The following is a 23,609-nucleotide window of genomic DNA, read 5'->3' as shown; positions in this document are numbered from 1 at the left end:
GGAGCAGAACGGAGCGGAGAGGAGGAGAGAAGAGCGGGGGAGAGAACAAAACGCTCGTCCACAGTTAGTGAGAAGAGAAAAAATATTTCGAAAAACAGGTCGCGAGATCAAAAACGGTTAGAAAACCTTACCAGTAAGGTTAGTACATTTAATAAATACGCCACGTGATTAGCACTGTCGCATGATCGAAACAGCAGCGGCTGACTTACTCGCAAGCGGAACAGTCCCGCTCGAAATGACCCAGACAGAGATATTCCAGTTCATTCAGAGCAACACGCTGTTGAGCGCGTCGCTCTGGGTAAACATCGCCCTCGCGGGCCTGTCGATCCTCCTGTTCGTCTATATGGGACGGAACGTGGAGGACCCCCGGGCACAGCTGATCTTCGTCGCAACCCTGATGGTACCGCTGGTGTCCATCTCCAGTTACACGGGGCTCGTCTCCGGACTCACCGTCAGCTTCCTCGAGATGCCGGCGGGACACGCGCTCGCCGGCGCGGGCGCCGGGCCGGAGGGCGGCGTGTTCACCCCGTGGGGCCGATACCTCACGTGGGCGTTCTCGACGCCGATGATCCTCGTCGCGCTCGGCCTGCTCGCCGGGTCGAACCTGAGCAAGCTGTTCACCGCCGTGGTGGCCGACGTCGGGATGTGTATCACCGGGCTCGCGGCCGCGCTGACCACGTCCTCCCTCCTGTTGCGGTGGGTCTGGTACGCCATCAGCTGCGCGTTCTTCGTCGTCGTCCTCTATATCCTGCTCGCTGAGTGGGCGAAGGACGCGGAGGTCGCCGGCACCGCGGACATCTTCAACACGCTGAAGGTGCTCACCGTGGTCCTCTGGCTCGGCTACCCGATCTTCTGGGCGCTCGGGGCGGAGGGGATCGCGGTGCTGGACATCGCGATCACCTCGTGGGCGTACAGCGGGATGGACATCGTCGCGAAGTACCTCTTCGCGTTCCTCCTGCTGCGCTGGGTCGTCAACAACGAGCGGACCGTCGCCGACATGGCCTCCGGCCTCGGCTCGGCCTCGCGCAGCGGCGCGGCGCCCGCCGACGACTGAGGACGCTTTCGGTTCCGGCTTCTTTCTTTTTCGACTGGCGACGACGAGCCCCGCGACTCGGCGGCGGAGAGAAAAGCGCTAAACCCGCGGCGGCGGTGGAGACGGTATGAAACAGGCCATCGTCGCCCGGACGGACATCGGCATGGGCGAGGGGAAGCTCGCCGCGCAGGTCGCGCACGCGTCGCTGTCCGCGTACCAGGACGCGGGCAAGCGCGCCCGCAAGAAGTGGCAGGGCGAGGGGCAGAAGAAGGTCGTGCTGAAGGGCGACTCCGAGAGCCAGCTGTTCGAGCTGGCCGACAAGGCCGACAAGGAGGGGCTTCCCTACGCCATCGTCCGCGACGCCGGCCACACGCAGCTGGAGCCCGGCACCGTCACCGCGCTCGCGGTCGGGCCCGCCCGTGACGACAGTGTCGACCGCGTGACCGGCGACCTCTCGCTGTATTAATGGCCGTCGAACGCACCCTTCGCGAGGCGCACCCGACCGAGCAGGCGGTCGGCATCGATCACTACGTGAGCGACGCCGACGGGATCGGCGGCCGGCTCCGCGAGTCGCCCGAGGACTTCCGCGTCCGCGAGCTGGAGGCGTTCGACGCGGAACCGCTCGACGCCGACCCCGGAAGTTACCCCGAGCTCGTCCTCCGGGCGACGCTCCGCGACTGGGACACGAACGACTTCGCGCGCCGGCTCTCGGACGCGCTCGGGATCAGCCGCGAGCGCGTCTCGTGGGCCGGGACGAAGGACAAGCGCGCGGTCACCACCCAGCTGTTCACGGTCCGCGGGGTCGACGCCGACGAACTCCCCGAGATCCGCGGCGCCGAGATCGAGGCGCTCGGCCGGGCGGGGCGGAGCCTCTCGTTCGGCGACCTCGCGGGCAACGCCTTCGAGATCCGGGTCACGGACGCGGTCGACGACGCCCCCGAACGCGTCACCGACGCGGTGCGGGACCTCCGCGCGTTCGCGGGCGACGGAGAGGCCCCTCCCGACGGTGAGGGCGACGTTCCGATCGAAGCGACCGTCGGCGTCCCGAACTACTTCGGCCAGCAGCGGTTCGGCAGCCGGCGGCCGGTGACGCACCTCGTGGGGCTCGCGATCGCCCGGCGCGACCCCCGCGAGGCGGTCCGGCTGTACGCCGGCAACCCGGCCGAGACGGAGCCCGACGACACCCGGGCCGCGCGCGACCGCGTCGACGCGGCGTTCGGCGTCGGCGGGGAGTCGGGTCCCGCCGCCGACGGCACGGGCGACGGCGACTGGGCCGCCTGCCTCGACGCGATCCCCGGCAAGCTCCGGTTCGAGCGGTCGATGGTCCACCGGCTCGCCGACCGCGGCGTCGACCCGGCCGCGCCGCCGGACGACGAGGACTGGTGGCACGCCTTAGAGGCGGTGCCCTCGAACCTCCAGCGGCTGTTCGTCAACGCCGCGCAGTCGTCCCTCTTCAACCGGGTCGTGAGCGAGCGACTGCGCCGCGGGCTCCCGTTCGACCGCCCCGTCGCCGGCGATGTGGTGTGTTTCGCCGACGGCGACGCGCCCGAGGAGCTGTACGCGCCGGACACGGACCGGCTCCAGCGGGTCGACGCCGACCGGGTCGACGTGGTCTCCCGGCACTGCGAGCGCGGGCGGGCGTTCGTCACCGCGCCGCTCGTCGGCACCGAGACGGAGCTCGGCGACGGCGAGCCGGGCGAGATCGAGCGGGAGGTCCTCGCCGACGCCGGGATCGAGCCGGGCGACTTCGCGCTCCCCGGCGAGTTCGACTCCAAGGGGACGCGGCGGGCGATCCTCCTCCGTACCGACCTCGACGTGACGTTCGCGGGCGGCGACCCGTGCTTCGCGTTCGCGCTCCCGAGCGGTTCGTACGCGACCGTGCTGCTCCGCGAGTTCACGAAAAGCGGTCCGCTTGACCTGTGAGCGGTCTCCGGCCCGGATCGATCCGCGTTCGTGTACTACCGCGGCCGTTCGCCGGCCGAAACCACCACGATACTGCGAAACGTTCCGAGCCGTTTTTGTGCGACAGCCCGCAACCGAAGGCATGACCCGGATCGTCGTCATCGACCTCCACGGCCAGTTCACCCACCTCGAACGGCGGGCGCTCCGCGACCTCGGCGTCGACACCGAGATCATCTCCGCGGACACGCCGGCCGACGAGGTCGACGCGGACGGCGTCGTCCTCTCGGGCGGCCCGGACATGGACCGCGTCGGCAACGCCCCGGACTACCTCGACCGCGACATTCCCGTCCTCGGCATCTGCCTCGGGATGCAGCTGATCGCGAGCGAGCTCGACGGCGCGGTCGGCGCGGGCGACTACGGCGGCTACGCCGACGTCGACGTCGAGATAACCGACGACGCGGACCCGCTCGTCGGTTCGCTCGCGCCCGAGACGCGCGTCTGGGCCTCGCACGCCGACGAGGTGACTGAACTGCCGGACGGGTTCGCCCGCACCGCCACCTCCGACGTCTGCGGCATCGAGGCGATGTCGAACCCGGACGCGGGGCTGTACGGCGTCCAGTGGCACCCCGAGGTCGCCCACACGGAGCGCGGCGAGGAGGTCTTCGAGAACTTCGTCGCGATCTGCGAGTCGGCGTAGGGGCGTCGGGAGGAGGCGGACGACTAGCGCGGCAGGGATCCGAGACTATTCTCCGATGTGCGCCGTCAACACCGGGAGTTCGCTGTGTCGCACGACCCGCTCGGCGACCGAGCCCGCCGTGACGAAGCGGCCGATCCCGGTGCGGCCGTGGGTCCCCATCACGATCAGGTCGGCCCCGTAGTCAGTCGCGGCGTCGAGTATCTCCTCGTGCGGGCGACCGCGACGGAGGTGGAGCTCAGCTTCGACGCCCCGCTCCGCGGCCGCCTCCGCGACCGCGTCGAGGGCTCGCTCGCCGCGCTCCTCCTCGCGTTCGACGACTAGATCCCACTCGTCGGCGCCGGCGATACCCTCGTCGACGACGAACAGCGCGTGGATCCGGGCGCCCGTCAGCGCGGCGAGGCCGCAGGCCTGCTCGATGGCGGCGGCGCTCCCGGCGCTCCCGTCGGTCGGGCACAGGATCGCGTCGTACATCGGTATCGGTCTCGCGCCCCCGTCTCAGAGCCGGTACCGCCGAACCGTGGTGTCGCCACAGCCGGGGCACTCGTGGCGGTACTCGACGGTCGCGCCCGTCGTCGCGGCCGCCCACTCGCTCTCCTCGTCGACGAACCCACACTCCTCGCAGGCGTGCGGTCGGCCGTCGAAGCGCGCCCGGAGCCGGTCGAACGCCGTGGTACCGCCGGTACGAGATGACATGTGGCAACTGTACTCAATGTCATTATTAATAGTTTACTACGAGAGGAGGAGAGCAGCTGCGCCTAGCGGCAGAAGTGGCTCCTCGGGTCCGACATCGACTCCGGAAAAACGGGTGTGCCGCCCGGCTGACGGACGGGCGCGCCGCGTGACGGACGGACGCGCCGCCTGAAAGTCGGGCGCGCGGCCTACTCGGCGAACAGCTCGTCGACGGCCTCGCCCGCGGTCTCGACCGCCTCCTGCGCGACCGCCTCGCGGTCGGGCTCCGCGTCCTCGGGCGCGTTGAGGTAGACGTCCACGTCGAGGACGCCCTCCTCGAACGTGACGGTGACGTCGAGGTCCGTGACCGTCGACTGGTCGTAGTGTTTGAACACGATTCCCTCGGCCGCCTCGGCGGCGGTGCGAACGACCTCGTCGTCGCTCGGCTCCGCGGCGGCGTCCGCGGCGTCCGCGGCGTCGTCCGCACCGTCGTTGGCCTCTGAATCGTCGGTTCCGTCGTCGGTCACGGCCTTACGCGCCGCCGGCGCCCGGGCCGCCCGGTCCCATCGGGCCGCCGCCGCCGCCCGCGCCGCCCTGGAGCATCTGCTGGAGCTCGCTCTGGAGGTCGTCGAACTGCTCCTCGACGCGCTCCTCCTGCTTCTCGAGCTGCTCGACGCGGACCTCGAGCGAGTCGACCTTCTCCTCGAGGTCGTCGTAGGCGGACTCGTAGTCCGTCTCGACGAGGACCTCGCCGATCTCGCGGTACATCCCCGCGTCCTCGTCGACGTCTTCGAGCGCGTCGAGGGCGGTCTTCGACTCGTTGAGCGCGGACTGCGCCTGCTCCTTCTGCTCGGCGACCTGCTGTGCGGTCTCCTGAAGCTCCTGCAGTTCCTCGATCTTCTCCTGTGCCTCGGGCGGCATGTTCCCTTGCATGGGCGGACCGAGGCGGCCCGGACGGAAAAACCCCTTACTTCTCGGACGACGGACTATTCGGAGCGCAGCGGGCCGAGAGGGCGCGGTATCGGCGTATCCGATGAGCCTCAATCGCGTCCCGCGCCGACGCCCTCGGCGACGGAGACCAGCCGTGACCAGCTGTTGACGCCGGCGCGCAGCGCCACGAGGTCGTCGGCGAGCACGCGGACGCGGACCGCGTCGCCCTCGCGGTCGACGGTCGCGCTCGACCGGGCGTCGTCGATCTCGCCGACCTCGGGGCCGAGCGCGGCGGCCACGACGCGGGCGCGTCGCTCGGTAGGGTAACTGAAAGAGAGGACCGTCTCGTGTGCGCGCGTCGCCGTCACGGTCCGAAATGGAGGGGGTCGCTTACTCGACGTCGACTTCCTTGATGTCGCCGCCGCGCTCCTTCAGGAGGACGCGGTGGCCGCAGTACGGGCAGCGCACGCCGCCGTACTCGTCGAGGGTGACGTCGCGCTTACAGCGGGAGCACTTGTAGCTCATCGTCCTATTCCTCGTCGGCGAGCGCGGCGCGGATGGAGCGGCGGACGGTGCGACCGCCGGGCGTCTCGGGGCGGTACGCACCGCCCGTGAACGTCTCGCCGGTCTCCTCGTTGACCCAAATGCCGGTACCCACGCGCTTGACGTCGTCGCCGTCGACGGTCGCGTTGCGCATCTCCGCTTCGATGTCCTGGACCCGCTTGCGGGAGACCCGGCCGTAGCGAGCGCCGAATCGGCCCGCGCTGCCGGTGCTTCGAGCCTTGTCCTCAGCCATAGTAGCCACTTCTACCGCCAGCGTAGGTAAAAAGGCTGCGAGTTGCGGCGGTCGGGAAGGCACGCGCGACGATAAGCAGACAACTGGACGCGGCGGTGGCGCGTGCCTGCGAGGCCGCTCTGCGGCCGAGCAGCACGCGCGAGGGAGCGGTGAGCGACGGGCGACCGGAGGGAGCCCGGAGCGAACCGCGAGGCTGGGGAGGCGTGAGGTGCGGTCGCTGTGCGGTGCGGGGCGGGACTCAAAGGGGCAGTCGCGAGGACGAAGACGCGCGACGCAAGCACTGGAGGGAGCGAGCGTAGCGAGCGACCGAAGCGCGCAGCGAGCGCATCGAGTCCTCGCGACTGGGGCTTTGGCGGTGTTCGTGTCGGTAGCGTGCGTATATCACCGAGCGACTGGGGCGTTGGCGGTGTTCGCCGGGGCTCCCGTTTCGGTTACTTATAAATGTGCGAAGTGGACCCTGACACGACCTCCCACAGCTTCACCGTAACACCTATCACAACCAAGTAATACTACCAAGTTGTATGAAGGGATTCGACGGCTTCGCGGACGTGAGCGAGACGGACGTAACGAGAGCCATCGGCACCGAGTGGACGGACGGGTTCCTCGATTTCACGGATTCAGAGGTGATCGTCCTCGGCGGCGGTCCCTCCGGGCTGATGGCCGCGAAGGAGCTGGCCGAGCGCGGCGTGAAGGTGATGATCGTCGAGAAGAACAACTACCTCGGCGGCGGGTTCTGGCTCGGGGGATTCCTCATGAACACGGTGACAGTTCGGGATCCCGCCCAGGAGATCCTCGACGATCTCGACGTCGACTACGAGCCGGTCGGGGACGTCGACGGGCTCTACACCGCGGCCGGGCCGGAGGCCTGCTCCGGGCTGATCAAGGCGGCCTGCGACGCCGGCGCGCGCGTCCAGAACATGACGGAGTTCACCGACCTCGTCGTCCGCGACGACCACGAGGTCGGCGGGATCGTGATGAACTGGACGCCCGTCCACGCGCTCCCGCGCGAGATCACCTGCGTCGACCCGATCGCGGTCGAGTCCGACCTCGTCATCGACGCGACCGGCCACGACGCCGTCGCGATCAGCAAGCTCGACGAGCGCGGCGTCCTCTCGGCGCCCGGCATCGAACACGCCAAGGAGAATAACACCGGGATGGACCAGACCGGCGACGGCGAGTACGGCGCCCCCGGCCACGACTCGCCCGGCCACGACTCGATGTGGGTCGGCGAGAGCGAGGACGCCGTCGTCGAGCACACCGGCGTCGTCCACGACGGCCTGATCGCCGCCGGGATGGCGGTCGCGACCGCCCACGGCCTCCCGCGGATGGGTCCCACGTTCGGCGCGATGTTGGTGTCGGGGAAGCGCGCCGCCCAGACCGCGCTGGACGAACTCGGCGTCGACGCGCCCGAGGTCGAGCTGTCGGTCGGGAGCGGGCCCGCCCCCGCGGACGACTGATAAACCACCGCTGACGCTTCGAGGACGGCCCCCTCCAACGCCTCTGACTCTTATTTATAAATCGTCGACTTAGATCAACGGCAAACTCCTCCAAAGCCCCAGCCGCTCGGCTATACTCGGTCAACTGTGGATCGACGGCGAACCCCTCCAAAGCCCCAGTCGCGAGGCCGCCGTACGCTCGCTGCGCTCCTCACTCGGTCGCTCACTTCGTTCGCTCCCTCGTTCCGGTGCTTACGTCGCCTACGGCGGCCTCGCGACTGCCCCTTTGAGTCCCACCCCCACCGCCCCGCACAGCAGCCTCACACCTCCCCAGCCTCGCCGCTCACGCCCTTCGGGCGTTCGCGGCGTCCCTCGCGCGTGCTGGCTCGCGGCCTACCGGCCGCTCGCAGGCACGCGCCGACCGCGTATCGATTTATAAGTGGTCGCCGTACTCCGAGTCGGAGAACCGCGTCGGGACCGTTCTTCACGAACGTTTACTCGGGAGCGACGCAACCGGGTGCCTTTTTCCGGCGCTACGTCGAACCCGGCGACATGCGAAACGCCAAGATCGTCTGTACGATCGGTCCCGCCTCGGACGACCGGGACACGATCCGCGGCCTCGCCGACGCGGGGATGTCCGTCGTCCGGCTCAACGCCAGCCACGGAACGACCGACCACCGGGAGACGGTGATCGAACGCGCCCGCGAGGTCGACGACGAGATCGACGACCCGCTCGCGGTGATGGTCGACCTGAAGGGCCCGGAGGTCCGGACCGCCGAGATCGACGAGCCGATCTCGCTCGCGAAGGGCTCGGAGGTCACCTTCCTCGAAGGCGACGACGCGACGCCCGAGCGCGTCGGCCTCACCCACTCGATCGGGGCCGCGGGACCGGGCGACACGATCCTGCTGGACGACGGTCGGATCGAGTGCCGCGTCGAGCGCGTCGAGGGCGAGTCCGTCGTCGCGACGGTCGTCTCCGGCGGGAAGCTCGGCTCCCGGAAGGGCGTGAACCTCCCCGGCGTCGCCATCGACGTGGACCTGATCACCCCCGAGGACGAGGCGGAACTCGACCTCGCGGCCCGGACGGACGCCGACTTCGTCGCGGCTTCGTTCGTCCGGAACGCCGACGACGTGTACGAGATCGCCGACGAGCTGGAGGCCCGCGGCGGCGACGACATCCCGATCGTCGCGAAGATCGAGCGCGCCGGCGCCGTCGATAACCTAGAGGAGATCGTCGACGCCGCCGACGGCGTGATGGTCGCCCGCGGCGACCTCGGCGTCGAGTGCCCCTTAGAGGACGTGCCGGTGATCCAGAAGCGGATCATCCGGACCTGCGTCAACGAGGGCGTCCCCGTCATCACCGCGACGGAGATGCTCGACTCGATGGTCACCTCGCGGCGGCCGACCCGCGCCGAGGCCTCCGACGTGGCCAACGCCGTCCTCGACGGCACCGACGCCGTCATGCTCTCCGGCGAGACCGCGGTCGGCGACGACCCCGTCAACGTCGTCGAGACGATGGACCGGATCGTCCGGCAGGTCGAGGCCAGCGACGAGTACGCGGAGACGCGCGAGCAGCGCGTCCCGACCGCGGAGGAGGGGTCGCGCACGGAGGCGCTGGCGCGGTCGGCGCGCTACCTCGCGCGCGACATCGGCGCCTCGACGGTCGTCGCCGTCTCCGAGTCCGGCTTCACCGCGCGCAAGACCGCCATGTTCCGGCCGGGCGTCCCCGTCGTCGCGACGACGCCGAACGACCGCGTCCGCCGTCAGCTCGCGCTCTCGTGGGGCGTCCGCCCCGTCTTAACCGAGTACGCCGACGACATGGAGGGGATCCTCGACAACGCGGTCGAGGCCGCGCTCGACCGCGGCGGCGCCAGGTCCGGCGACACCCTCGTGGTTCTCTCCGGCATGCTCACCGAGTTCGAGGGGACGAACACGACGAACACGCTGAAGGTCCACGTCGCCGCCGAGACGCTCGTGACCGGGAAGGCGGTCGTCGCCGGTCGCGTCGCCGCCCCCGTCCACCGGACCGCGGACGGCGACCTCGACGCGCTGCCGGACGGCGCCGTCGTCGCGCTCGGCCCCGACTTCGACGGGGAGTTCTCCGGCGACCTCGACCGGATCGCCGGGGTCATCGACGCCCGCGAGGGGATGACCGGCTACCCCGCCGTCGTCGCCCGCGAACTCGGCGTCCCGATGGTCTCGGGCGCCCGCCTGCCCGAGTCCGTCGCGGACGGAACCACGGTGACCGTCGACGGCGAGCGCGGCGTCGTCTACGACGGCGACGTCCTCCGGGCGGCCCGCGAGCGGTAGGTCGATCCACCGAACTGGGGCCGCCGACCCGTCCCGCGCCCAACCCAACCACCCCAGCGATCTGACCGCTCCTCCCGACCCGACCGCCCGCGCCCGCCAGCCATTTATTACGGAGCCGCGTACGTCCGGCCATGAGCGACGAATCCGGCGGCGACGCCCGCGACGGTGACTCGGCCGAATCCCCGGAGTCGGCGGAGTTCGGCGAGCGGAGCCGGGCCAACGACGCCGGCGACGAGAGCGCGGACGACGAGCGCGAGTGGCGCTTCGCGGTCGACGACGTCGGGCCCGACGGGGTCACGGAAGACACCGCCACGCCCGCGGACGAGCCGATAGAGCCGGGCGACGTCACCCTCGAACACGCGGTCTTCGTCGTCCTCGGGGTCGCGCTCACGGTCGGCGTCCTGCTGCTCGGGTTCTGAGTCAGGTCGCCGCCGGTCGGGCGCGAACCGGGCGGGGACGGCCGCTCGACCGACGCCGCGGCCGCGCACCACTTATCAGGCCGCGGCCGTAGGACCGAACATGAACGCGCTCGCACAGTCCGGGCTCCTCTCGCCGGACACCCTCCCGCTCCTGCTTCTGACCGCGGGGCTGCTGCTCTCGATGGCGGAGGCGCTCGCCCCGGGGGCGAACTTCATCGTCGTCGGCATCGCGCTCATCGGCGCGGGGCTCGGCGGGCTCCTCCTCTCGTCCGTCGTCGCCGGCGCCGGGCTGGTCGCCCTCATGGCCCTCCTCACGCTCGCCTTCGGCGCCGCCGCCTTCTACGGCTACCACGAGTTCGACCTCTACGGCGGGAAAGGGCAGCAACAGACCAGCGACAGCGACTCGCTGAAGGGGAAGACGGGGACGGTGACGGAGCGGGTGACGCCCACGGGCGGCGAGGTGAAGCTCGCCGGCGGCGGGTTCAATCCCCACTACTCCGCCCGGTCGATGGACGGCGAGATCGACGAGGGCGAGGAGGTGATGGTGGTCGACCCCGGCGGCGGCAACGTCGTCACCGTCGAGTCGACCGGGTACGTCGAGGACGACATCGACCGCGAACTGGCGGCCGACCGCGCCCGGAAGGCCGCCGCGAGCGACGACGACGCGGACGAGACCGCCCCGAGCGAGGCGAAAGGAGGCGACGCGGAACCAGAGACCGACGCGGAACCGGAGACCGACGCGGAACCGGAGACCGACGCGGAACGGGAGCCGGAGTTCGACCGGGAGTGAGGAGGTCCGCCGAGGCGCCGACCCGCGGCCGCGAGCCGGGCGGTAAAGCACTTGTCCGTCGAGGGAGATCGGCCGACTATGCCCTCCCCGCTCGCCGCTCTCGCGAGCCTTCCCGGTAGCGCCCTCGACCGCGTTCGCGACGCCTTCGGCTCCCCCCGGGCCGGCGGGGTTGCGGTCGCGATGGTCGTCGTCGTCACGATCGGCACCAGCGTCGGAATCCTCGCGCTCGGAGCCGTCTTCGACGCGACGGTCGACCGGCAGATCACCGTCGACAACCCGGATCGCCCCCCGGAGCCGACCTGCGAGACGTTCGGCGACGACTCCGACTCCGTGTTCGCCGAGGAGTGCGACGAGCCGGAGCGGATCGAGGTCGACGCGGGGGAGGAACTACGCGACGCCGCGACCGGCTACCTCCACTACGGGCTGCTCGGCGTGCCGCTCTGGTGGGCGCTGTTCGCGGTCGCGCTCCACGTCGGCGCGCGCGTCGCCGGCGGCTCCGGCTCGGTCGGCGACTCCTTCGTGATCGCGGGGTGGGCGATCGGCGTCGAGCTGCTCCGGCTCGCCGCCGGGCTCGCCGCGATCTGGTACGCGCTCTCGAACGCGGCGATCTCGGGGGAGACGTTCGAGGCGCTCTCGAACGAGATCGTCGCCGCGGTCACGAGCGCGACGGGGCCGCTGCTCGTCGCGTCCGCGGTCGGGATCGCGGTCCAGTGGGTCGTGGTCGTCGGCGGGTTAGAGGCAGAACACGACCTCGACCGCGGGAGCGCGGCGGGCGTGGCGACGGTCTTCGCGGTCGTCGCGCTGCTGCTCGCGGCGGTCTGAAGCGCCCCGGAACGTCCCGCCGCGCTCGCCGCGGCTGCGGATTCGGGAGTTTTTAAGCGCCGGCGCTCCCCCTCCCGGTATGATCCTCTCCGACGCCGACATCCTCGACCGGCTCGCCGAGGGCGACCTCGCGATCGAGCCGCTCGACGACGTCGACCAGCAGGTCCAGCCCGCCAGCGTGGACCTGCGGCTGGGCGAGCGGTTCTTGGAGTTCCAGCGCACCAACATCCCCTGCATCCACCCGACCGACGCGGGCGAGGTGAGCGAGTACGTGACGGAGACGACTGTCGATGAGGGCGACGAGTTCATCCTCCACCCCGGCGACTTCGTCCTCGGGACCACCGCGGAGCGCGTCGCGATCCCGGACGACCTCGTCGCCCACGTCGAGGGGCGCTCCTCGCTCGGCCGGCTCGCGATCGTGGTTCACGCCACGGCCGGCCTGTGCGATCCGGGGTACGAAGGACAGATCACGCTCGAACTCTCGAATCTCGGCACCGCTCCCGTCGCGCTCTCGCCCGGCATGCGCGTCTCGCAGCTCACCTTCACGGAGCTGAAACGGCCCGCCGAGCGCCCGTACGGCGCCGAGCGCGGCTCGAAGTACCAGAACCAGGACGGCCCGCAGGCGTCGCGGATCGGCGACGACCCCGAGTTCGCGGGCAAAGAGGGCGAGGGCGGCGACGCAGCCGACCGGTCGGGGAACCCGGAGGGCGAAGAGCGATGAAGTTCATCGAGGAGGTCGTCGTCGATGAGTTCCTGCCGACCGTCCGCTCGATGCTCGCGGAGGACCTCCGCGACCGCGGGTTCACGCAGTCCGAGGTCGCCGACGCCCTCGGCATCTCGCAGTCCGCGGTCTCGAAATACGCCGCCGGCGACGTGGCGAGACACGAGGACATCGTCGAAGACGAGCGCGTGCGCGACCTCGTCGAGCGCGTGGGCGAGGGGCTCGCGAGCGGCGACCTCACGCCCGTGGCCGCGCTCGTCGAGATCGAGGTGCTGATCCGCCAGTTAGAGGAGGGAGACCTCCTCGCGGACCTCCACGAGGCGGCGATGCCCGCGCTCGCCGACGCCGACGTGGAGTTCTCGGTCCACGACCCGGACAGCGGCCTCCGCGAGCGCGAGCGCGTCCTCACCTCGGTCCGTCGCGGGCTCCGGACCCTGACGAACGCCTCCGGCTTCGCGGGGCTCATCCCGAACGTCGGCGCGAACGTCGCGGAGTGTCTCGCCGACGCGGCCACCGTCGACGACGTCGCCGCGGTCCCCGGTCGACTCGTCGACGTGAAGGGCCGGGCGATGGTGCCCGGCGAGCCGGAGTTCGGCGTGAGCGAACACGTCGCGACGGTGCTGCTCGCCGCGCGCGAGGCGGGCGCCGACGTTCGGGGAGCGGTGAACCTCCGGTACGACCCGGAGACGGTCGAGGCGCTCGCCGCCGACCGCCCGACCGTCGAGTTCGACGCCGAGCGGCCGACCCGCGAGGCGGTCGCCGACGCGGTCGCGGCCGCCGACCTCCCCGCCGACGCGGAGACGGAGACGCTCGTCCTGTACCAGACCGGCGCCGTCGGCGTCGAGCCGATCGTGTACGTCCTCGCGCCGACCGCTGCCGAGGCCGCGCGGGTCGTTCGCGAGCTGTTGTGAGCCGACGCGGGCCGCCCGCGGCCCGCTGCGAACCGACCGCCCCTCGGGCGACGCTTTTTAGACCGGACCGCACGAACCGAGGGGTGTGACTCGGATCCGACGGCTTGGGATGCGGATGCGCTCCTTTTGCGGCGGGCGGACCCGTCGCGTCGCCGGCGGCCGGTAACGCGGTCGACGGCGCCGCGGCGGCGAATCCCGTCGCCTCTCCGCAGCGCCCGGGCCGTCGACCGCCTCGCGGACCGCGGCTCTCCCGTGGACCGCGCGAGCTGCGTCGGCCCCGAACCAGCGGGCTTTAGACCCGATCGACCGACACACGACACACACACCACATGAGCCACGACGACTTCCCCACCGACCGGCCCGCGGTGGTGACCTGTGGACTGCCGTACGCCAACGGCGACCTCCACATCGGTCACCTCCGCACCTACGTCGGCGGCGACGTGTACAGCCGCGCGCTCGAACGACTCGGCCAACGGACCGCGTTCGTCTCCGGCTCCGACATGCACGGGACGCCGGTCGCGGTCAACGCCGAGCAGGAGGGCGTCTCCCCCGAGAAGTTCGCGCTCGACTGGCACGAGCGCTACGCCGAGACGTTCCCGAAGTTCAACGTCGACTTCGACAACTACGGCCACACCCACGACGAGACGAACACCGAGATCACCCAGCAGCTCGTCCGCGACCTCGACAAGGGCGGCCACCTCTACGAGAAGGAGATCATGGTGGCGTACGACCCCGTCGACGACCAGTACCTCCCCGACCGCTACGTCGAGGGGACCTGCCCGTACTGCGGGGCACACGCCCGCGGCGACGAGTGCGACGAGGGGTGCCAGCGCCACCTCGAACCCGGCGAGGTCGAGGACCCCGAGTCGACGATCACCGGCAACCCCGCGGAGTACCGCGAGCGCACCCACCAGTTCTTCGCGGTCTCGGAGTTCGCCGACTACCTCTCCGACTTCCTCGACCGGCTGGAGGGCACCTCGAACGCCCGGAACCAGCCCCGAGAGTGGATCGAGCAGGGGCTCCAGGACTGGTGTATCACCCGCGACATGGACTGGGGGATCGATTACCCGGGCGACGACGGCGAGCAGGACCTCGTCTTGTACGTCTGGGTCGACGCCCCGATCGAGTACATCTCCTCGACGAAGCAGTTCTCCGAGCGCGTCGGCGCCGACGCCTTCGACTGGGAGGCGGCCTGGAAGGAGGGCGTCAGCGACGAGCACCCGGAGGGCGGCGAGATCGTCCACGTGATCGGCCGCGACATCATCCAGCACCACACGATCTTCTGGCCCGCGATGTTGGAGGCGACCGACCACGCGGAGCCGCGCGCGGTGATGGCGAGCGGGTTCGTCACCCTCGACGGCAAGGGGTTCTCGACCAGCCGCGACCGCGCGGTCTGGGCCGACGAGTACCTCGACGAGGGGTTCCACCCCGACCCGCTCCGCTACTACCTCGCGACCAACGGCGGGTTCCAGCAGGACGTGGACTTCTCGTGGGAGAAGTTCGCCGAGCGCGTCAACACCGAGCTGGTGGGCACCGTCGGCAACTTCCTCTACCGCTCCCTGCTTTTCGCCCACCGCAACTACGAGGACGGCCCCGACGCCGACGCCCCGAGCGACGAGGTGGCGGCGCGGATCGACGAGGCGGTCGAGGAGTTCGCGGCCGCGGTCAACGACTACTCCGTCCGCGCGCTCGGCGACGCCGTCACCGACCTCGCGCGATACGGCAACGAGTACATCCAGCGCAACGAGCCGTGGAAGCTCGTCGACGAGGAGCCCGCGGAGGCGGAGCAGGTCATCTACGACTGCGTCGCGATCGCGAAGGCGATCGCGGTCCTCTTCGAGCCGCTGGCGCCCGAGAAGAGCGAGCGCCTCTGGGCCCAGCTCGGCGAGCCCGGATCCGTCCACGACGCGACGGTCGAGGCCGCACGGGAGGGCCCCGCCGGCGACCTGAGCGAGCCGACCGAGCTGTTCGAGCAGATCGAAGACGAGCGCGTCGAGGCCCTGAACGAGAAGCTCGAAGCGCGCGTCGCCGAGTCCGAGTCCGACGACGACGAAAGCGACACCACCGACGACACCGACATGGCCGACGACACCGACGCCACCGACATGACCGACATCGAACCCCTCAGCGACGACCGCATCAGCTTCGACGACTTCCAGGAACTGGACATCCGCGTGGGCCGGATCGAGGAGGCGGAGGGGATCGAGGGCGCCGACGACCTCGTGAAGCTCACCGTCGATCTGGGTGCGGAGACCCGGACGATCGTCGCGGGCCTGAAACAGCTCCACGACGTCGACGACCTCCCCGACACGAAGGTGATCGTCCTCGCGAACATGGAGAAGGCGGAGCTGTTCGGCGTCGAGTCGAACGGGATGGTCCTCGCGGCCGGCGAGGAGGCCGACCTCCTCACCACCTACGAGGACGCCGCACCCGGGACGAAGGTGAAGTGAGGTCGCGGCGCCCCCGTCACGGCGACGGTTCTCGAAGTTTTATTTGACTGACGTGCGACGGGTCGCGCATGGCCCTCCTCGCGTGGTTCGAGGCCCTCTCGTTTCAGGCACAGCTGATCCTCGTCGCGGTCGTCTGCGACCCGATCGGGTTCGCCGCCGGCTACCTGCTCGCGCCCGAGTTCGGCGTCGAGCCGATCCTCGGCGGCGCGTACGGGCTCGTGGTCGCGAGCCTGCCGCTGTCGCTGCTCGTGTTGCGCGAGGCGGGCAGACGGTAGCGATCGGCCGCGGTCCGGTCGCTCCACGGTCCGACGCCCGCCTCAGCATTTTCGAGGTGGAGCCCCCGGCCTCAAGGAGCGAACGGAGTGAGCGAGTAGGTCGGGGAGGAAACCGACATGGGACGACACAACCGCCACACAGCGACCGACTGACTCCCAAGAATATAAATACCGTTGGATACTCTCTGAAACTATGGGCGTGCGTCGAACCGCCGTCGTGAAACTCGCTGTTTCCGACGAGCAACGCGACGTACTCCACCGAACCGCCGAACAATATCTGTACTGCGCGAAACGAACCGCCGACTACTGTTGGTCCGACACCTCCTACACCCAGTGTAAGACCAACAAGCGAGAGGTTCGCGACGCGCTCTACGCCGACCTTCGAGAGGAGACGGACCTACAGGCCCAACTTGTCCAAGCCGCTATCAAACGCGCTGTCGAAGCCGTCAAAGCGTGTGTTGAACGGTGGAAAAAGGGACAGCGCGTCTCTCAACCGACGTTCACCGCCGAAACGATGGACTACGACACGCGGAGCGCGACCTTCTACCGGAACAAGGTGTCACTGGCAACTGTTGAGGGCCGAGTCGAACCCTCGTTTGTTCTCCCGGCAGACAGTCCGACGCCCTACGAGCGGTACGTACTCTCGGAGGACTACGAGTTCCGCGAGAGTACGCTTCGGTACGACGCGGCCACTGACGAGTTCTACCTCAACATTTCGACGCGGCGGACAGACGGTGACGATGAGGTTTCGGAAGATGCCGGGCACTCCGACCAAACGGTCCTCGGTATCGACCTCGGCGTCAACAGCCTCGCTGTGTCCTCAACCGGCACGTTTTGGCAGGGGGACGACTACGACCACTGGTGTCGTGAGTTCGAGAAGCGACGTGGCGAGATACAACGGCGCGGCACGCAGGCCGCACACAAGGCCCTGCTTCGCCTCGGGAAGCGCGAAGAAGCTTGGCGCAAACAGTACATCCACACCATCGCCAACGAACTCGTCTCGGAAGCCGTCGAACACGACTGCGACGTAATCGCGTTCGAGGACTTGAGTGACATTCGAGAGCGGCTTCCGGACGCGAAGTGGCACCACGTTTGGGCGTTCCGACGCCTGTTTGAGTACGTCTCCTACAAAGCCCCTGAACAGGGGGTCTCCGTGGAGCAAGTCGAGCCGAACCACACATCTCAACGCTGTTCTCGGACGGACTGTGGCTTTACACACGACGGCAACCGCCACGGCGAACAGTTCGAGTGCCAGAAGTGTGGGTATGAAGTGAACGCGGATTACAACGCTGCAAAGAATATTGGCGTGCGGTACGCTCGGAAGCGGCAACACAAACTCCGTTCCTCGCCCAAGTCGGGGAGCGGAGACGCACAAGTAGACGTGCGTGTGAATGGTGGGACGTTGAACGGTGAGAGTCACCAGCCTCTTGCTGGCGACTGATTGCCGGGAGTCCACATCAAAGCCCTACCCTCAAGGACCGAGGCGCGGAGCGCCGAGGGAGTAGGGTAGGGTAGTTTACGTTCCCCTCCGGGTCCCGAACGAACAGCACCGTCGTCCCGCTCTCGGTCGTTCGTGGCGGGCTCAGCGTCTCCACGTCGTCCGCGAGGTCGGCGTAGAACGCCTCGACGTCGTCGACGGCGAGGCCGAGGTGAGTCGCGCCGGGGCGGTTGAGCTCGGGCTCGTCGCTGGGGTCGACGTCCGGGTCGTACGCGACGAGTTCGACGACCGCGTCGCCGGCGTCGAGGTGCGCGAACTCGGCCGCGGCGCCCTCGACGCCGACCGCCTCGGCGAAGGCGTCGCCGCCGACCGAGAACTCGGCGACGACGTCGAGGTCGAACGTCGTTGTGTAAAACTCGACGGCCCGGTCGAGGTCGGCGACGGTGACCCCGACGTGGTGTGCGGTTGGGTCGGACACGGGTGGTCGCTCGGTCGGCCGGAGCTAAACGGTGTCGGGTCAGAGCCCGAACAGGCGGGCGGCGAGTCCCGCGAGCACGACCAGCGCGCCGAGAACGAACGTCCCCGGGAGCGGCAGGACGAACAGGAGCGCGCCGATCAGGACGACGATCGTCGACGTTCTCATGACGCGCCCGCTTCGGTCCCGCGTCGGATACGCTTTGGGTCGCGGCGGCCTCCACGGCCAACGGTCGCAGCGGCCTCCCCGACCGAAACGACCATTCCGCGTCCGGACGACCCTCGCGTATGCACGTGGTCGTCAACGCGGCCCAGAGCGTCGACGGGAAGCTCGCCACCCGCCGCCGGGAGCAGCTCCGGATCTCCGGGCCCGAGGATTTCGACCGGGTCGACCGCGTCCGGGCGGCCGCGGACGCGGTACTGGTCGGGGTCGGGACCGTCCTCGCGGACGACCCGCACCTCACGCTCGACGAGGAGGACCGCCGCGTCGAGCGCCTGCGGAACGGCCGACCGGGCGACCCCGCCCGCGTCGTGGTCGACTCCACCGGGCGGACGCCGACCGACGCCCGGATCCTCGACGACGCGGCGACGACGTACCTGCTCGTCTCGGCCGCGACCGACCGGGAGCGGCGCGAGGCGCTCGCCGACGCCGGCGCAGAGGTGATCGTGGCCGGCGAGGAGCGCGTCGACGTCGCCGAGGGGCTCGATCGGCTCGCCGACCGCGGCATCGACCGACTGATGGTCGAAGGGGGCGGCGAGGTGATCTTCTCCTGTTTCGATGCCGGCGTCGTGGACGAGCTCCACGTCTACGTCGGCTCGCTCGTGATCGGCGGCCGCGACGCGCCCACGCTGGCGGACGGCGCCGGATTCACCGAGGGGTTTCCCGACCTGACGCTCACGGGAACGGAGCGGCTCGACGACGGGGTCGTCCTCTCGTACGCGGTCGGGGAGGAGGACGGAGCGTGACGACGGACGGCGAGGGAGGCGGGCCGCGGCCGACGACCGTGTGAACCGTAACCACGGAAATCGCCGGGTACACGCTCCGTGGCACCGGTACGCACGAAAATCACCGAAGTATTTATGTATCGCCCGTTGGTAGTTGCTGGTACCAGAACGCCTCTGGCGCTGGTGGAATCGCACGCTGAAATGAACGGGAGTTCTTGCAGACGGCCCGACGCACCACAGCGAGCGTCCGCTATCGCCGGAGCGGTGATGGAGAGATAACAAATGGTAACGAAAGAAGAAGTCATCGAGCAGTACGACGTGGAACCGATGGACGAGGCGGACAACGTGGACCTTTCTGAGGACGACCTGGAGAACGGCTCCAAGGGCCAGCTCATCAAACGCGCCGGCCAGCTGCGAGACCGACGCAACGAGCTGAACCAGATGGCGTCCGAGCGCGCCTCCGAGCGCGACGACCTCAACGCGAAGACGCGCGAGAAGGTCGACGAGGCCCAGGAACACCGCGAGAAGCGCGACGAGCTCAACGAGCAGGTCCAAGAGCACAAGGACAAGCGCAACGAGCTCAACGCCGAGGCCAACGAGCTGTTCGACGAGGTCGAGGAGCTCAAACAGGACCTCGAGCTCGGCTCCGGGAAGTCCATCGAGGAGCTCGAAGAGGAGATCGAGGACCTCGAGTTCCGCCAGCAGACCGAGGTGCTCGACGCGGAGGACGAGCGCGAGCTGATCGAGAAGATCGACGACAAACGCGAGAAGCTCGCCGAGAAGAAAGAGAAGGTCGACGACACGAGCGAGCTCGACGAGCTCGTCGAGGAGGCCGAGGAGGTCCGCTCCGAGGCGTCCCAGCACCACCAGAAGGTGACGGAGCTCGCGGACAAGGCCCAGGAACATCACAACCAGATGATCGAGGCCTACCGCGAGGCCGACGACATCCGCGACGAGGCCGACGAGATGCACGAGCTCTTCGTCGAGGCCCAGGAGGCGGCCGACCGCCACCACGAGGACTTCGTCCGCGTCCAGAAGCGCCTGCGCGAGCTCGACAAGAAGGAGGAGGAGGAGCGGCAGGACGAGCGCGCCGAGAAGCGCGAAGAGGAGAAGGAAGAGGCCGAGGAGATCTATCAGAAGTTCAAGGAGGGCGAGACGCTCGACACCGAGGACCTGATGAAGCTCCAGAAGACCGGCCTCCTGTAAGTCGGTCGAGTCCCCCGGTTCCGACGCGGTTTTCTGCGGTTTTCCACGGTCGACAGCGACGCGCTCGTCGACCGCGACGAGCCGCCGGCGCTCCCGCCCGCGATCGGCGGCGCCGCCCACGACAGCTTATAAACGCGTGCGCCGCCAACCGTCGGTATGAACGACGCCTCGACGGACGGACGGAAGGGGTTGCTCGCGGCCGCCGCAGTCGGCGCGGCGACGACGATCGCGGGCCACGCGCTCCTCGGGCGGCTCACCGGCGGGCGGTTCGGTGACGCCGACGAGTACAACACCGCGAAGGTGACTGTCTCGGGGCCGATCCGGCGGAACCAGGGGCGACCCTCGCCGCTGTCGGGACCGGGCGGCGCGACCGCCGACGACGTGGTCGAGCAGATCGAGGCGGCCGACGAGGACGAAGACGTCGAGGCGCTGCTCGTCGAGCTCAACACGCCCGGCGGCGAGGTCGTCCCGAGCGACGACATCCGGCGGGCCGCCGCCGAGTTCGACGGGCCGACCGTGGCGTACGCGACCGACCTGTGCGCGTCCGGCGGCTACTGGATCGCGAGCGGCTGCGACGAGCTGTGGGCGCGCGACGCGAGCCTCGTCGGCTCCATCGGCGTCGTCGGGTCCCGGCCGAACGCCAAGGGACTGGCGGACAAGCTCGGCATCTCCTACGAGCAGTTCACGGCGGGCGAGTACAAGGACGCCGGCGTCCCGCTGAAGGAGATCGAGGAGGACGAACGGGAGTACCTCCAGGGGATCATCGACGGCTACTACGAGCAGTTCGTCGAGACCGTGAGCGAGGGGCGCGACATGGACCCGGAAGAGATCCGGGACACCGAGGCGCGCGTGTACCTCGGCGAGGACGCCGCGGAGATGGGGCTCGTCGACGACCTCGGCACCGAGGACGACGTCGAGGACCGGCTCGCCGACCTGCTCGGCGCCGAGCCGGAAGTCCGCGAGTTCACCCCGGAACGCGGGCTCGCGGAGCGGCTCGGCATCGGCGCCGAGCGCGTCGCGTTCGCGGCCGGGAGCGGGGTCTCGGACGCCTTCGTCGACGACGGCGGCGACATCGACGTGGAGTTCCGGTAACGGCTAGCGGAGCGCCCGGGAAGGCCGACCCGCGCGCGGCGGTCGACGGGGAGGATTTTTGTCCGGTCGCGGTGTGGGTCGACACGTGACGACGCTGGTCATCTGCGTCGACCGCTCGGGGGCGATCGGTCGCGCCACCAACGTCCCGATGCCGGTCGCCGGCTGGGAGGCCGTCCGGTCGCTGGTCACGGACGCCGGGTTAGACGACCCCGAGGACGCCAGCGTGAACTGCCTGCTGGAGTCGCTGCGCGTCGCGCGCGACCTCAGGGACGAGCGCGAGGAGTCGGTCGTGGCGGTCGTCTCCGCCGAGAGCGACACCGCGGTGGGCGCCGACCGCTCTATCGCCTCCCAGCTCGACGACCTCGTGGAGCGGTACGACCCGCGGGCCGCCATCGTCGTCGTCGACTCCGCCGAGGACGAGCGGGTCCTCCCGGTCGTCGAGTCGCGGATCCCGGTCGACTCGGTCGACCGCGTCGTCGTCCGCCAGGCCCGGGACATCGAGTCCACCTACTACCTGCTCAAGCAGTTCCTCGCCGACGAGCAGCTGCGGTCGACGATACTCGTGCCGTTCGGCGTCGCGCTGCTGCTCGTCCCCGCGCTGTTCTACTGGTTCTCCGCCGGCGAGGCGATCGCGGGCGTCGCCGGCCTGCTCGGCGCCGCGCTCCTTTATAAGGGACTCGCGATCGACCGGTTCGTGGCGGGGATGCCCGAGCGGGTCCGCGAGGCGCTGTACGCCGGGCAGGTGTCCGTCGTGACGTACGTGGTGGCGGGCGGGCTCGCCTTGGTCGGCGGGTTCTTCGGCTTCCTCGCCGCCTCGGACCTTGGTCCCGGATCGCCCCGGCTCGTCGAGGTCGTGGAGTTCGCCTACGCGGCGGTTCCGTGGTTCGCGGTCGCGGGCGTGACCGCGGCCGTCGGACGGCTGCTCGACGAGCTGATCCGCGACGAGGGGATCCGGACGCCGTACCTCAACCTCCCGTTCGTCATCGCCGCGGTCGCCCTCGTCGTCCGCGGGTTCGCGGGCTACTTCCTCGCGCAGGAGGCGATCCACGAGCCGCTGTCGATGTACGGGATGACGTTGACCCCGGTCCAGCAGCTCGCGGCGTTCATCGTCGGCGGCATCGTCGTGTCGCTCGTCGGCGTCAAGGTCGCCAGCGACGTCGGCACCGAGACCCTCGAAGACGTTATCGACGCCGAGCGGGACGCCGAGGGGCAGCGGGAGTAGGGGCGGACCGGACCGCTCGGCGTCCGACCGACCGCCTTTTGTCGGTCGCGGCCGCGTGAGCGGGCATGGACGTGTACGGACTGATCGGGAACCCGGTCGGCCACTCGCTGTCGCCGCCGATGCACGAGGCGGGCTACGAGGCGCTCGGCCTCGACGCGCGGTACGTAACCTTCGAGCCGGACGCCGACGCCGCGGCCGCGGCGATTTCGGGCGCCGCCGACCTCGGCGTCGCGGGGCTCAACGTGACGGTGCCGTTCAAGCGAGACGCCCTCGGCGCGGTCGACCCAGCCCCGCTCGCCGAGCGCATCGGCGCCGTCAACACGGTCGACTACGGGCCGGTCAGGGCGGGCGAGACCGACCGGCCGCGCGGCCACAACACCGACGCAGCCGGGGTGACGCGGGCGCTCGCGCACCACGACGTGCCCGTCGACGGCCGCGACGCGCTCGTCGTCGGCGCGGGCGGCGCGGGGCGGGCGGCCGCGTTCGCGCTCGCCGACGCGGGCGCGACGGTCCACGTGGCGAACCGCACCGCGGAGCGCGCGACGGAGTTGGCCGCGGACGTGCCGGACGCGACCGGCGGTGGCCTCGACGACCTCGCTACCCGCGTCGCGGCCGCCGACCTGCTCGTCAACGCGACGAGCGTGGGGATGGAGGCGCCCGAGGAGACCCCGGTCCCCGCGGAGCACCTCCACGGCGACCTCGCGGTCCTCGACGCGGTGTACGCGCCGATCGAGACCCGGCTGCTCCGCGATGCCGCCGCCACGGGCGCGACGACCGTCGACGGCGCGTGGATGCTCCTCTATCAGGGGGTCGAGGCGTTCGAGATCTGGACCGGCGAGGACGCGCCAGTCGAGGCGATGAACGCGGCGTTACGGGCGGAACTGGAGTGACGCGGTAGAGCGATTATTTATAAACGGAACTGCGGCGGCGCGTGCCTGCGAGCGGCCGCCATCGGCGGCCGCGAGGAGCACGCGCGAGGGAGTCGGCGGTCCGGAGCGGAGCGGAGGACCGCCGACGAGGCTGGGGAGGTGTGAGGTGCTGTGCGGAGCGGTGCGGGGTGGGACTCAAAGG

General features: G+C 69.9%; 28 protein-coding genes. 19 read left to right on the top strand and 9 right to left on the bottom strand.

Annotation, left to right across the window (positions count from 1 at the left end; genetic code table 11):
• Positions 1 to 235: 235 nt before the first annotated feature.
• The 4 genes from B378_RS0103890 (at position 236) to B378_RS0103875 (ending at position 3,632) form a co-directional block, all read left to right on the top strand.
• The gene (locus B378_RS0103890) at positions 236 to 1,054 is read left to right on the top strand and encodes a bacteriorhodopsin (protein WP_017342512.1); all 819 of its coding nucleotides are present in this window, start codon (positions 236 to 238) and stop codon (positions 1,052 to 1,054) included.
• Between the two features lie 106 nt (positions 1,055 to 1,160).
• Positions 1,161 to 1,499 (top strand): peptidyl-tRNA hydrolase Pth2, encoded by a 339-nt coding sequence (gene pth2 / locus B378_RS0103885; RefSeq protein WP_017342511.1) that lies wholly within the window; start codon positions 1,161 to 1,163, stop codon positions 1,497 to 1,499.
• Complete coding sequence (gene truD / locus B378_RS0103880) at positions 1,499 to 2,956, top strand: tRNA pseudouridine(13) synthase TruD (RefSeq protein ID WP_017342510.1); 1,458 nt, start codon at positions 1,499 to 1,501, stop codon at positions 2,954 to 2,956. Before pth2 ends, truD begins: the two co-directional genes overlap by 1 nt.
• A 121-nt stretch (positions 2,957 to 3,077) precedes the next feature.
• The gene (locus tag B378_RS0103875) at positions 3,078 to 3,632 is read left to right on the top strand and encodes a GMP synthase subunit A (RefSeq protein WP_017342509.1); all 555 of its coding nucleotides are present in this window, start codon (positions 3,078 to 3,080) and stop codon (positions 3,630 to 3,632) included.
• Positions 3,633 to 3,677: 45 nt separating this feature from the next.
• On the opposite strand, the gene B378_RS0103870 is transcribed toward B378_RS0103875, so the two are convergent.
• The 7 genes from B378_RS0103870 to B378_RS0103840 all read right to left on the bottom strand — a co-directional run bounded on the left by B378_RS0103870 (position 3,678) and on the right by B378_RS0103840 (position 6,027).
• A complete protein-coding gene (locus B378_RS0103870) occupies positions 3,678 to 4,103 on the bottom strand; it encodes a universal stress protein (protein WP_017342508.1) in 426 nt (141 codons plus the stop codon).
• Between the two features lie 24 nt (positions 4,104 to 4,127).
• Positions 4,128 to 4,325 carry an HVO_0649 family zinc finger protein gene (locus tag B378_RS0103865; RefSeq protein ID WP_017342507.1) on the bottom strand — a complete coding sequence of 66 codons (198 nt, stop codon included), beginning with the start codon at positions 4,323 to 4,325 and terminating at the stop codon, positions 4,128 to 4,130.
• Positions 4,326 to 4,510: 185 nt separating this feature from the next.
• Complete coding sequence (locus B378_RS0103860; protein ID WP_017342506.1) at positions 4,511 to 4,828, bottom strand: DUF3194 domain-containing protein; 318 nt, start codon at positions 4,826 to 4,828, stop codon at positions 4,511 to 4,513.
• A gap of 4 nt (positions 4,829 to 4,832) precedes the next feature.
• Positions 4,833 to 5,222, bottom strand: a complete 390-nt coding sequence (locus B378_RS0103855; RefSeq protein WP_026046168.1) for a prefoldin subunit beta — start codon at positions 5,220 to 5,222, stop codon at positions 4,833 to 4,835.
• A gap of 119 nt (positions 5,223 to 5,341) precedes the next feature.
• Positions 5,342 to 5,599: a KEOPS complex subunit Pcc1 gene (locus tag B378_RS0103850; RefSeq protein WP_008365861.1), complete on the bottom strand. Its 258-nt coding sequence runs from the start codon at positions 5,597 to 5,599 to the stop codon at positions 5,342 to 5,344.
• A gap of 22 nt (positions 5,600 to 5,621) precedes the next feature.
• Positions 5,622 to 5,756: a DNA-directed RNA polymerase subunit P gene (locus tag B378_RS0103845; RefSeq protein ID WP_007994536.1), complete on the bottom strand. Its 135-nt coding sequence runs from the start codon at positions 5,754 to 5,756 to the stop codon at positions 5,622 to 5,624.
• A 4-nt stretch (positions 5,757 to 5,760) separates the two neighbouring features.
• The gene (locus B378_RS0103840; RefSeq protein ID WP_004596544.1) at positions 5,761 to 6,027 is read right to left on the bottom strand and encodes a hypothetical protein; all 267 of its coding nucleotides are present in this window, start codon (positions 6,025 to 6,027) and stop codon (positions 5,761 to 5,763) included.
• Positions 6,028 to 6,548: 521 nt separating this feature from the next.
• On the opposite strand from B378_RS0103840, the gene B378_RS0103835 reads away from it, so the two are divergent.
• The 10 genes from B378_RS0103835 to B378_RS0103790 all read left to right on the top strand — a co-directional run bounded on the left by B378_RS0103835 (position 6,549) and on the right by B378_RS0103790 (position 17,602).
• Entirely contained in the window at positions 6,549 to 7,484 is a 936-nt protein-coding gene (locus tag B378_RS0103835) for a thiazole biosynthesis protein (protein WP_017342503.1), read from the top strand.
• A 531-nt stretch (positions 7,485 to 8,015) separates the two neighbouring features.
• A complete protein-coding gene (gene pyk, locus B378_RS0103830; protein WP_017342502.1) occupies positions 8,016 to 9,773 on the top strand; it encodes a pyruvate kinase in 1,758 nt (585 codons plus the stop codon).
• A 131-nt stretch (positions 9,774 to 9,904) separates the two neighbouring features.
• Positions 9,905 to 10,192, top strand: coding sequence for a hypothetical protein (locus B378_RS0103825; RefSeq protein ID WP_017342501.1), 288 nt, complete (start codon positions 9,905 to 9,907; stop codon positions 10,190 to 10,192).
• Positions 10,193 to 10,292: 100 nt separating this feature from the next.
• Positions 10,293 to 10,982: an NfeD family protein gene (locus B378_RS0103820; protein ID WP_017342500.1), complete on the top strand. Its 690-nt coding sequence runs from the start codon at positions 10,293 to 10,295 to the stop codon at positions 10,980 to 10,982.
• Positions 10,983 to 11,060: 78 nt separating this feature from the next.
• Complete coding sequence (locus B378_RS0103815; protein ID WP_017342499.1) at positions 11,061 to 11,804, top strand: YIP1 family protein; 744 nt, start codon at positions 11,061 to 11,063, stop codon at positions 11,802 to 11,804.
• 79 nt (positions 11,805 to 11,883) lie between these two features.
• A complete protein-coding gene (dcd, locus tag B378_RS0103810; RefSeq protein WP_017342498.1) occupies positions 11,884 to 12,525 on the top strand; it encodes a dCTP deaminase in 642 nt (213 codons plus the stop codon).
• Positions 12,522 to 13,436 (top strand): thiamine-phosphate synthase family protein, encoded by a 915-nt coding sequence (locus tag B378_RS0103805; protein ID WP_017342497.1) that lies wholly within the window; start codon positions 12,522 to 12,524, stop codon positions 13,434 to 13,436. Before dcd ends, B378_RS0103805 begins: the two co-directional genes overlap by 4 nt.
• 329 nt (positions 13,437 to 13,765) lie before the next feature.
• Entirely contained in the window at positions 13,766 to 15,886 is a 2,121-nt protein-coding gene (gene metG, locus B378_RS0103800) for a methionine--tRNA ligase (protein ID WP_017342496.1), read from the top strand.
• Positions 15,887 to 15,954: 68 nt separating this feature from the next.
• Entirely contained in the window at positions 15,955 to 16,161 is a 207-nt protein-coding gene (locus tag B378_RS0103795; protein ID WP_017342495.1) for a hypothetical protein, read from the top strand.
• 193 nt (positions 16,162 to 16,354) lie between these two features.
• Entirely contained in the window at positions 16,355 to 17,602 is a 1,248-nt protein-coding gene (locus B378_RS0103790; protein WP_017342494.1) for an RNA-guided endonuclease TnpB family protein, read from the top strand.
• A 16-nt stretch (positions 17,603 to 17,618) separates the two neighbouring features.
• Here B378_RS0103790 and B378_RS0103785 read toward each other — a convergent pair whose 3' ends face one another.
• Both B378_RS0103785 and B378_RS17405 read right to left on the bottom strand, forming a co-directional pair.
• On the bottom strand, positions 17,619 to 18,077 hold the full coding sequence (locus B378_RS0103785) for a VOC family protein (RefSeq protein ID WP_017342493.1): 459 nt from the start codon (positions 18,075 to 18,077) through the stop codon (positions 17,619 to 17,621).
• A 39-nt stretch (positions 18,078 to 18,116) separates the two neighbouring features.
• The gene (locus B378_RS17405) at positions 18,117 to 18,242 is read right to left on the bottom strand and encodes a hypothetical protein (protein ID WP_017342492.1); all 126 of its coding nucleotides are present in this window, start codon (positions 18,240 to 18,242) and stop codon (positions 18,117 to 18,119) included.
• 119 nt (positions 18,243 to 18,361) lie between these two features.
• Here B378_RS17405 and B378_RS0103775 point away from each other — a divergent pair, with 119 nt between their 5' ends.
• The 5 genes from B378_RS0103775 to B378_RS0103755 all read left to right on the top strand — a co-directional run bounded on the left by B378_RS0103775 (position 18,362) and on the right by B378_RS0103755 (position 23,428).
• A complete protein-coding gene (locus B378_RS0103775; RefSeq protein WP_017342491.1) occupies positions 18,362 to 19,039 on the top strand; it encodes a 2,5-diamino-6-(ribosylamino)-4(3H)-pyrimidinone 5'-phosphate reductase in 678 nt (225 codons plus the stop codon).
• A 261-nt stretch (positions 19,040 to 19,300) separates the two neighbouring features.
• Entirely contained in the window at positions 19,301 to 20,224 is a 924-nt protein-coding gene (locus B378_RS0103770; RefSeq protein ID WP_017342490.1) for a coiled-coil protein, read from the top strand.
• A 156-nt stretch (positions 20,225 to 20,380) separates the two neighbouring features.
• Positions 20,381 to 21,316 carry a signal peptide peptidase SppA gene (gene sppA, locus B378_RS0103765; protein WP_017342489.1) on the top strand — a complete coding sequence of 312 codons (936 nt, stop codon included), beginning with the start codon at positions 20,381 to 20,383 and terminating at the stop codon, positions 21,314 to 21,316.
• 85 nt (positions 21,317 to 21,401) lie between these two features.
• The gene (locus B378_RS0103760) at positions 21,402 to 22,538 is read left to right on the top strand and encodes a DUF373 family protein (protein ID WP_017342488.1); all 1,137 of its coding nucleotides are present in this window, start codon (positions 21,402 to 21,404) and stop codon (positions 22,536 to 22,538) included.
• Positions 22,539 to 22,603: 65 nt separating this feature from the next.
• A complete protein-coding gene (locus B378_RS0103755; RefSeq protein WP_017342487.1) occupies positions 22,604 to 23,428 on the top strand; it encodes a shikimate dehydrogenase in 825 nt (274 codons plus the stop codon).
• Positions 23,429 to 23,609: the final 181 nt, after the last annotated feature.

The sequence above is a fragment of the Halorubrum sp. T3 genome (assembly GCF_000296615.1).
Lineage (GTDB): Archaea > Halobacteriota > Halobacteria > Halobacteriales > Haloferacaceae > Halorubrum > Halorubrum ruber.
Note: the sequence above shows the minus strand (reverse complement) of the source record. Positions and strands in the feature narration are given on the sequence as shown.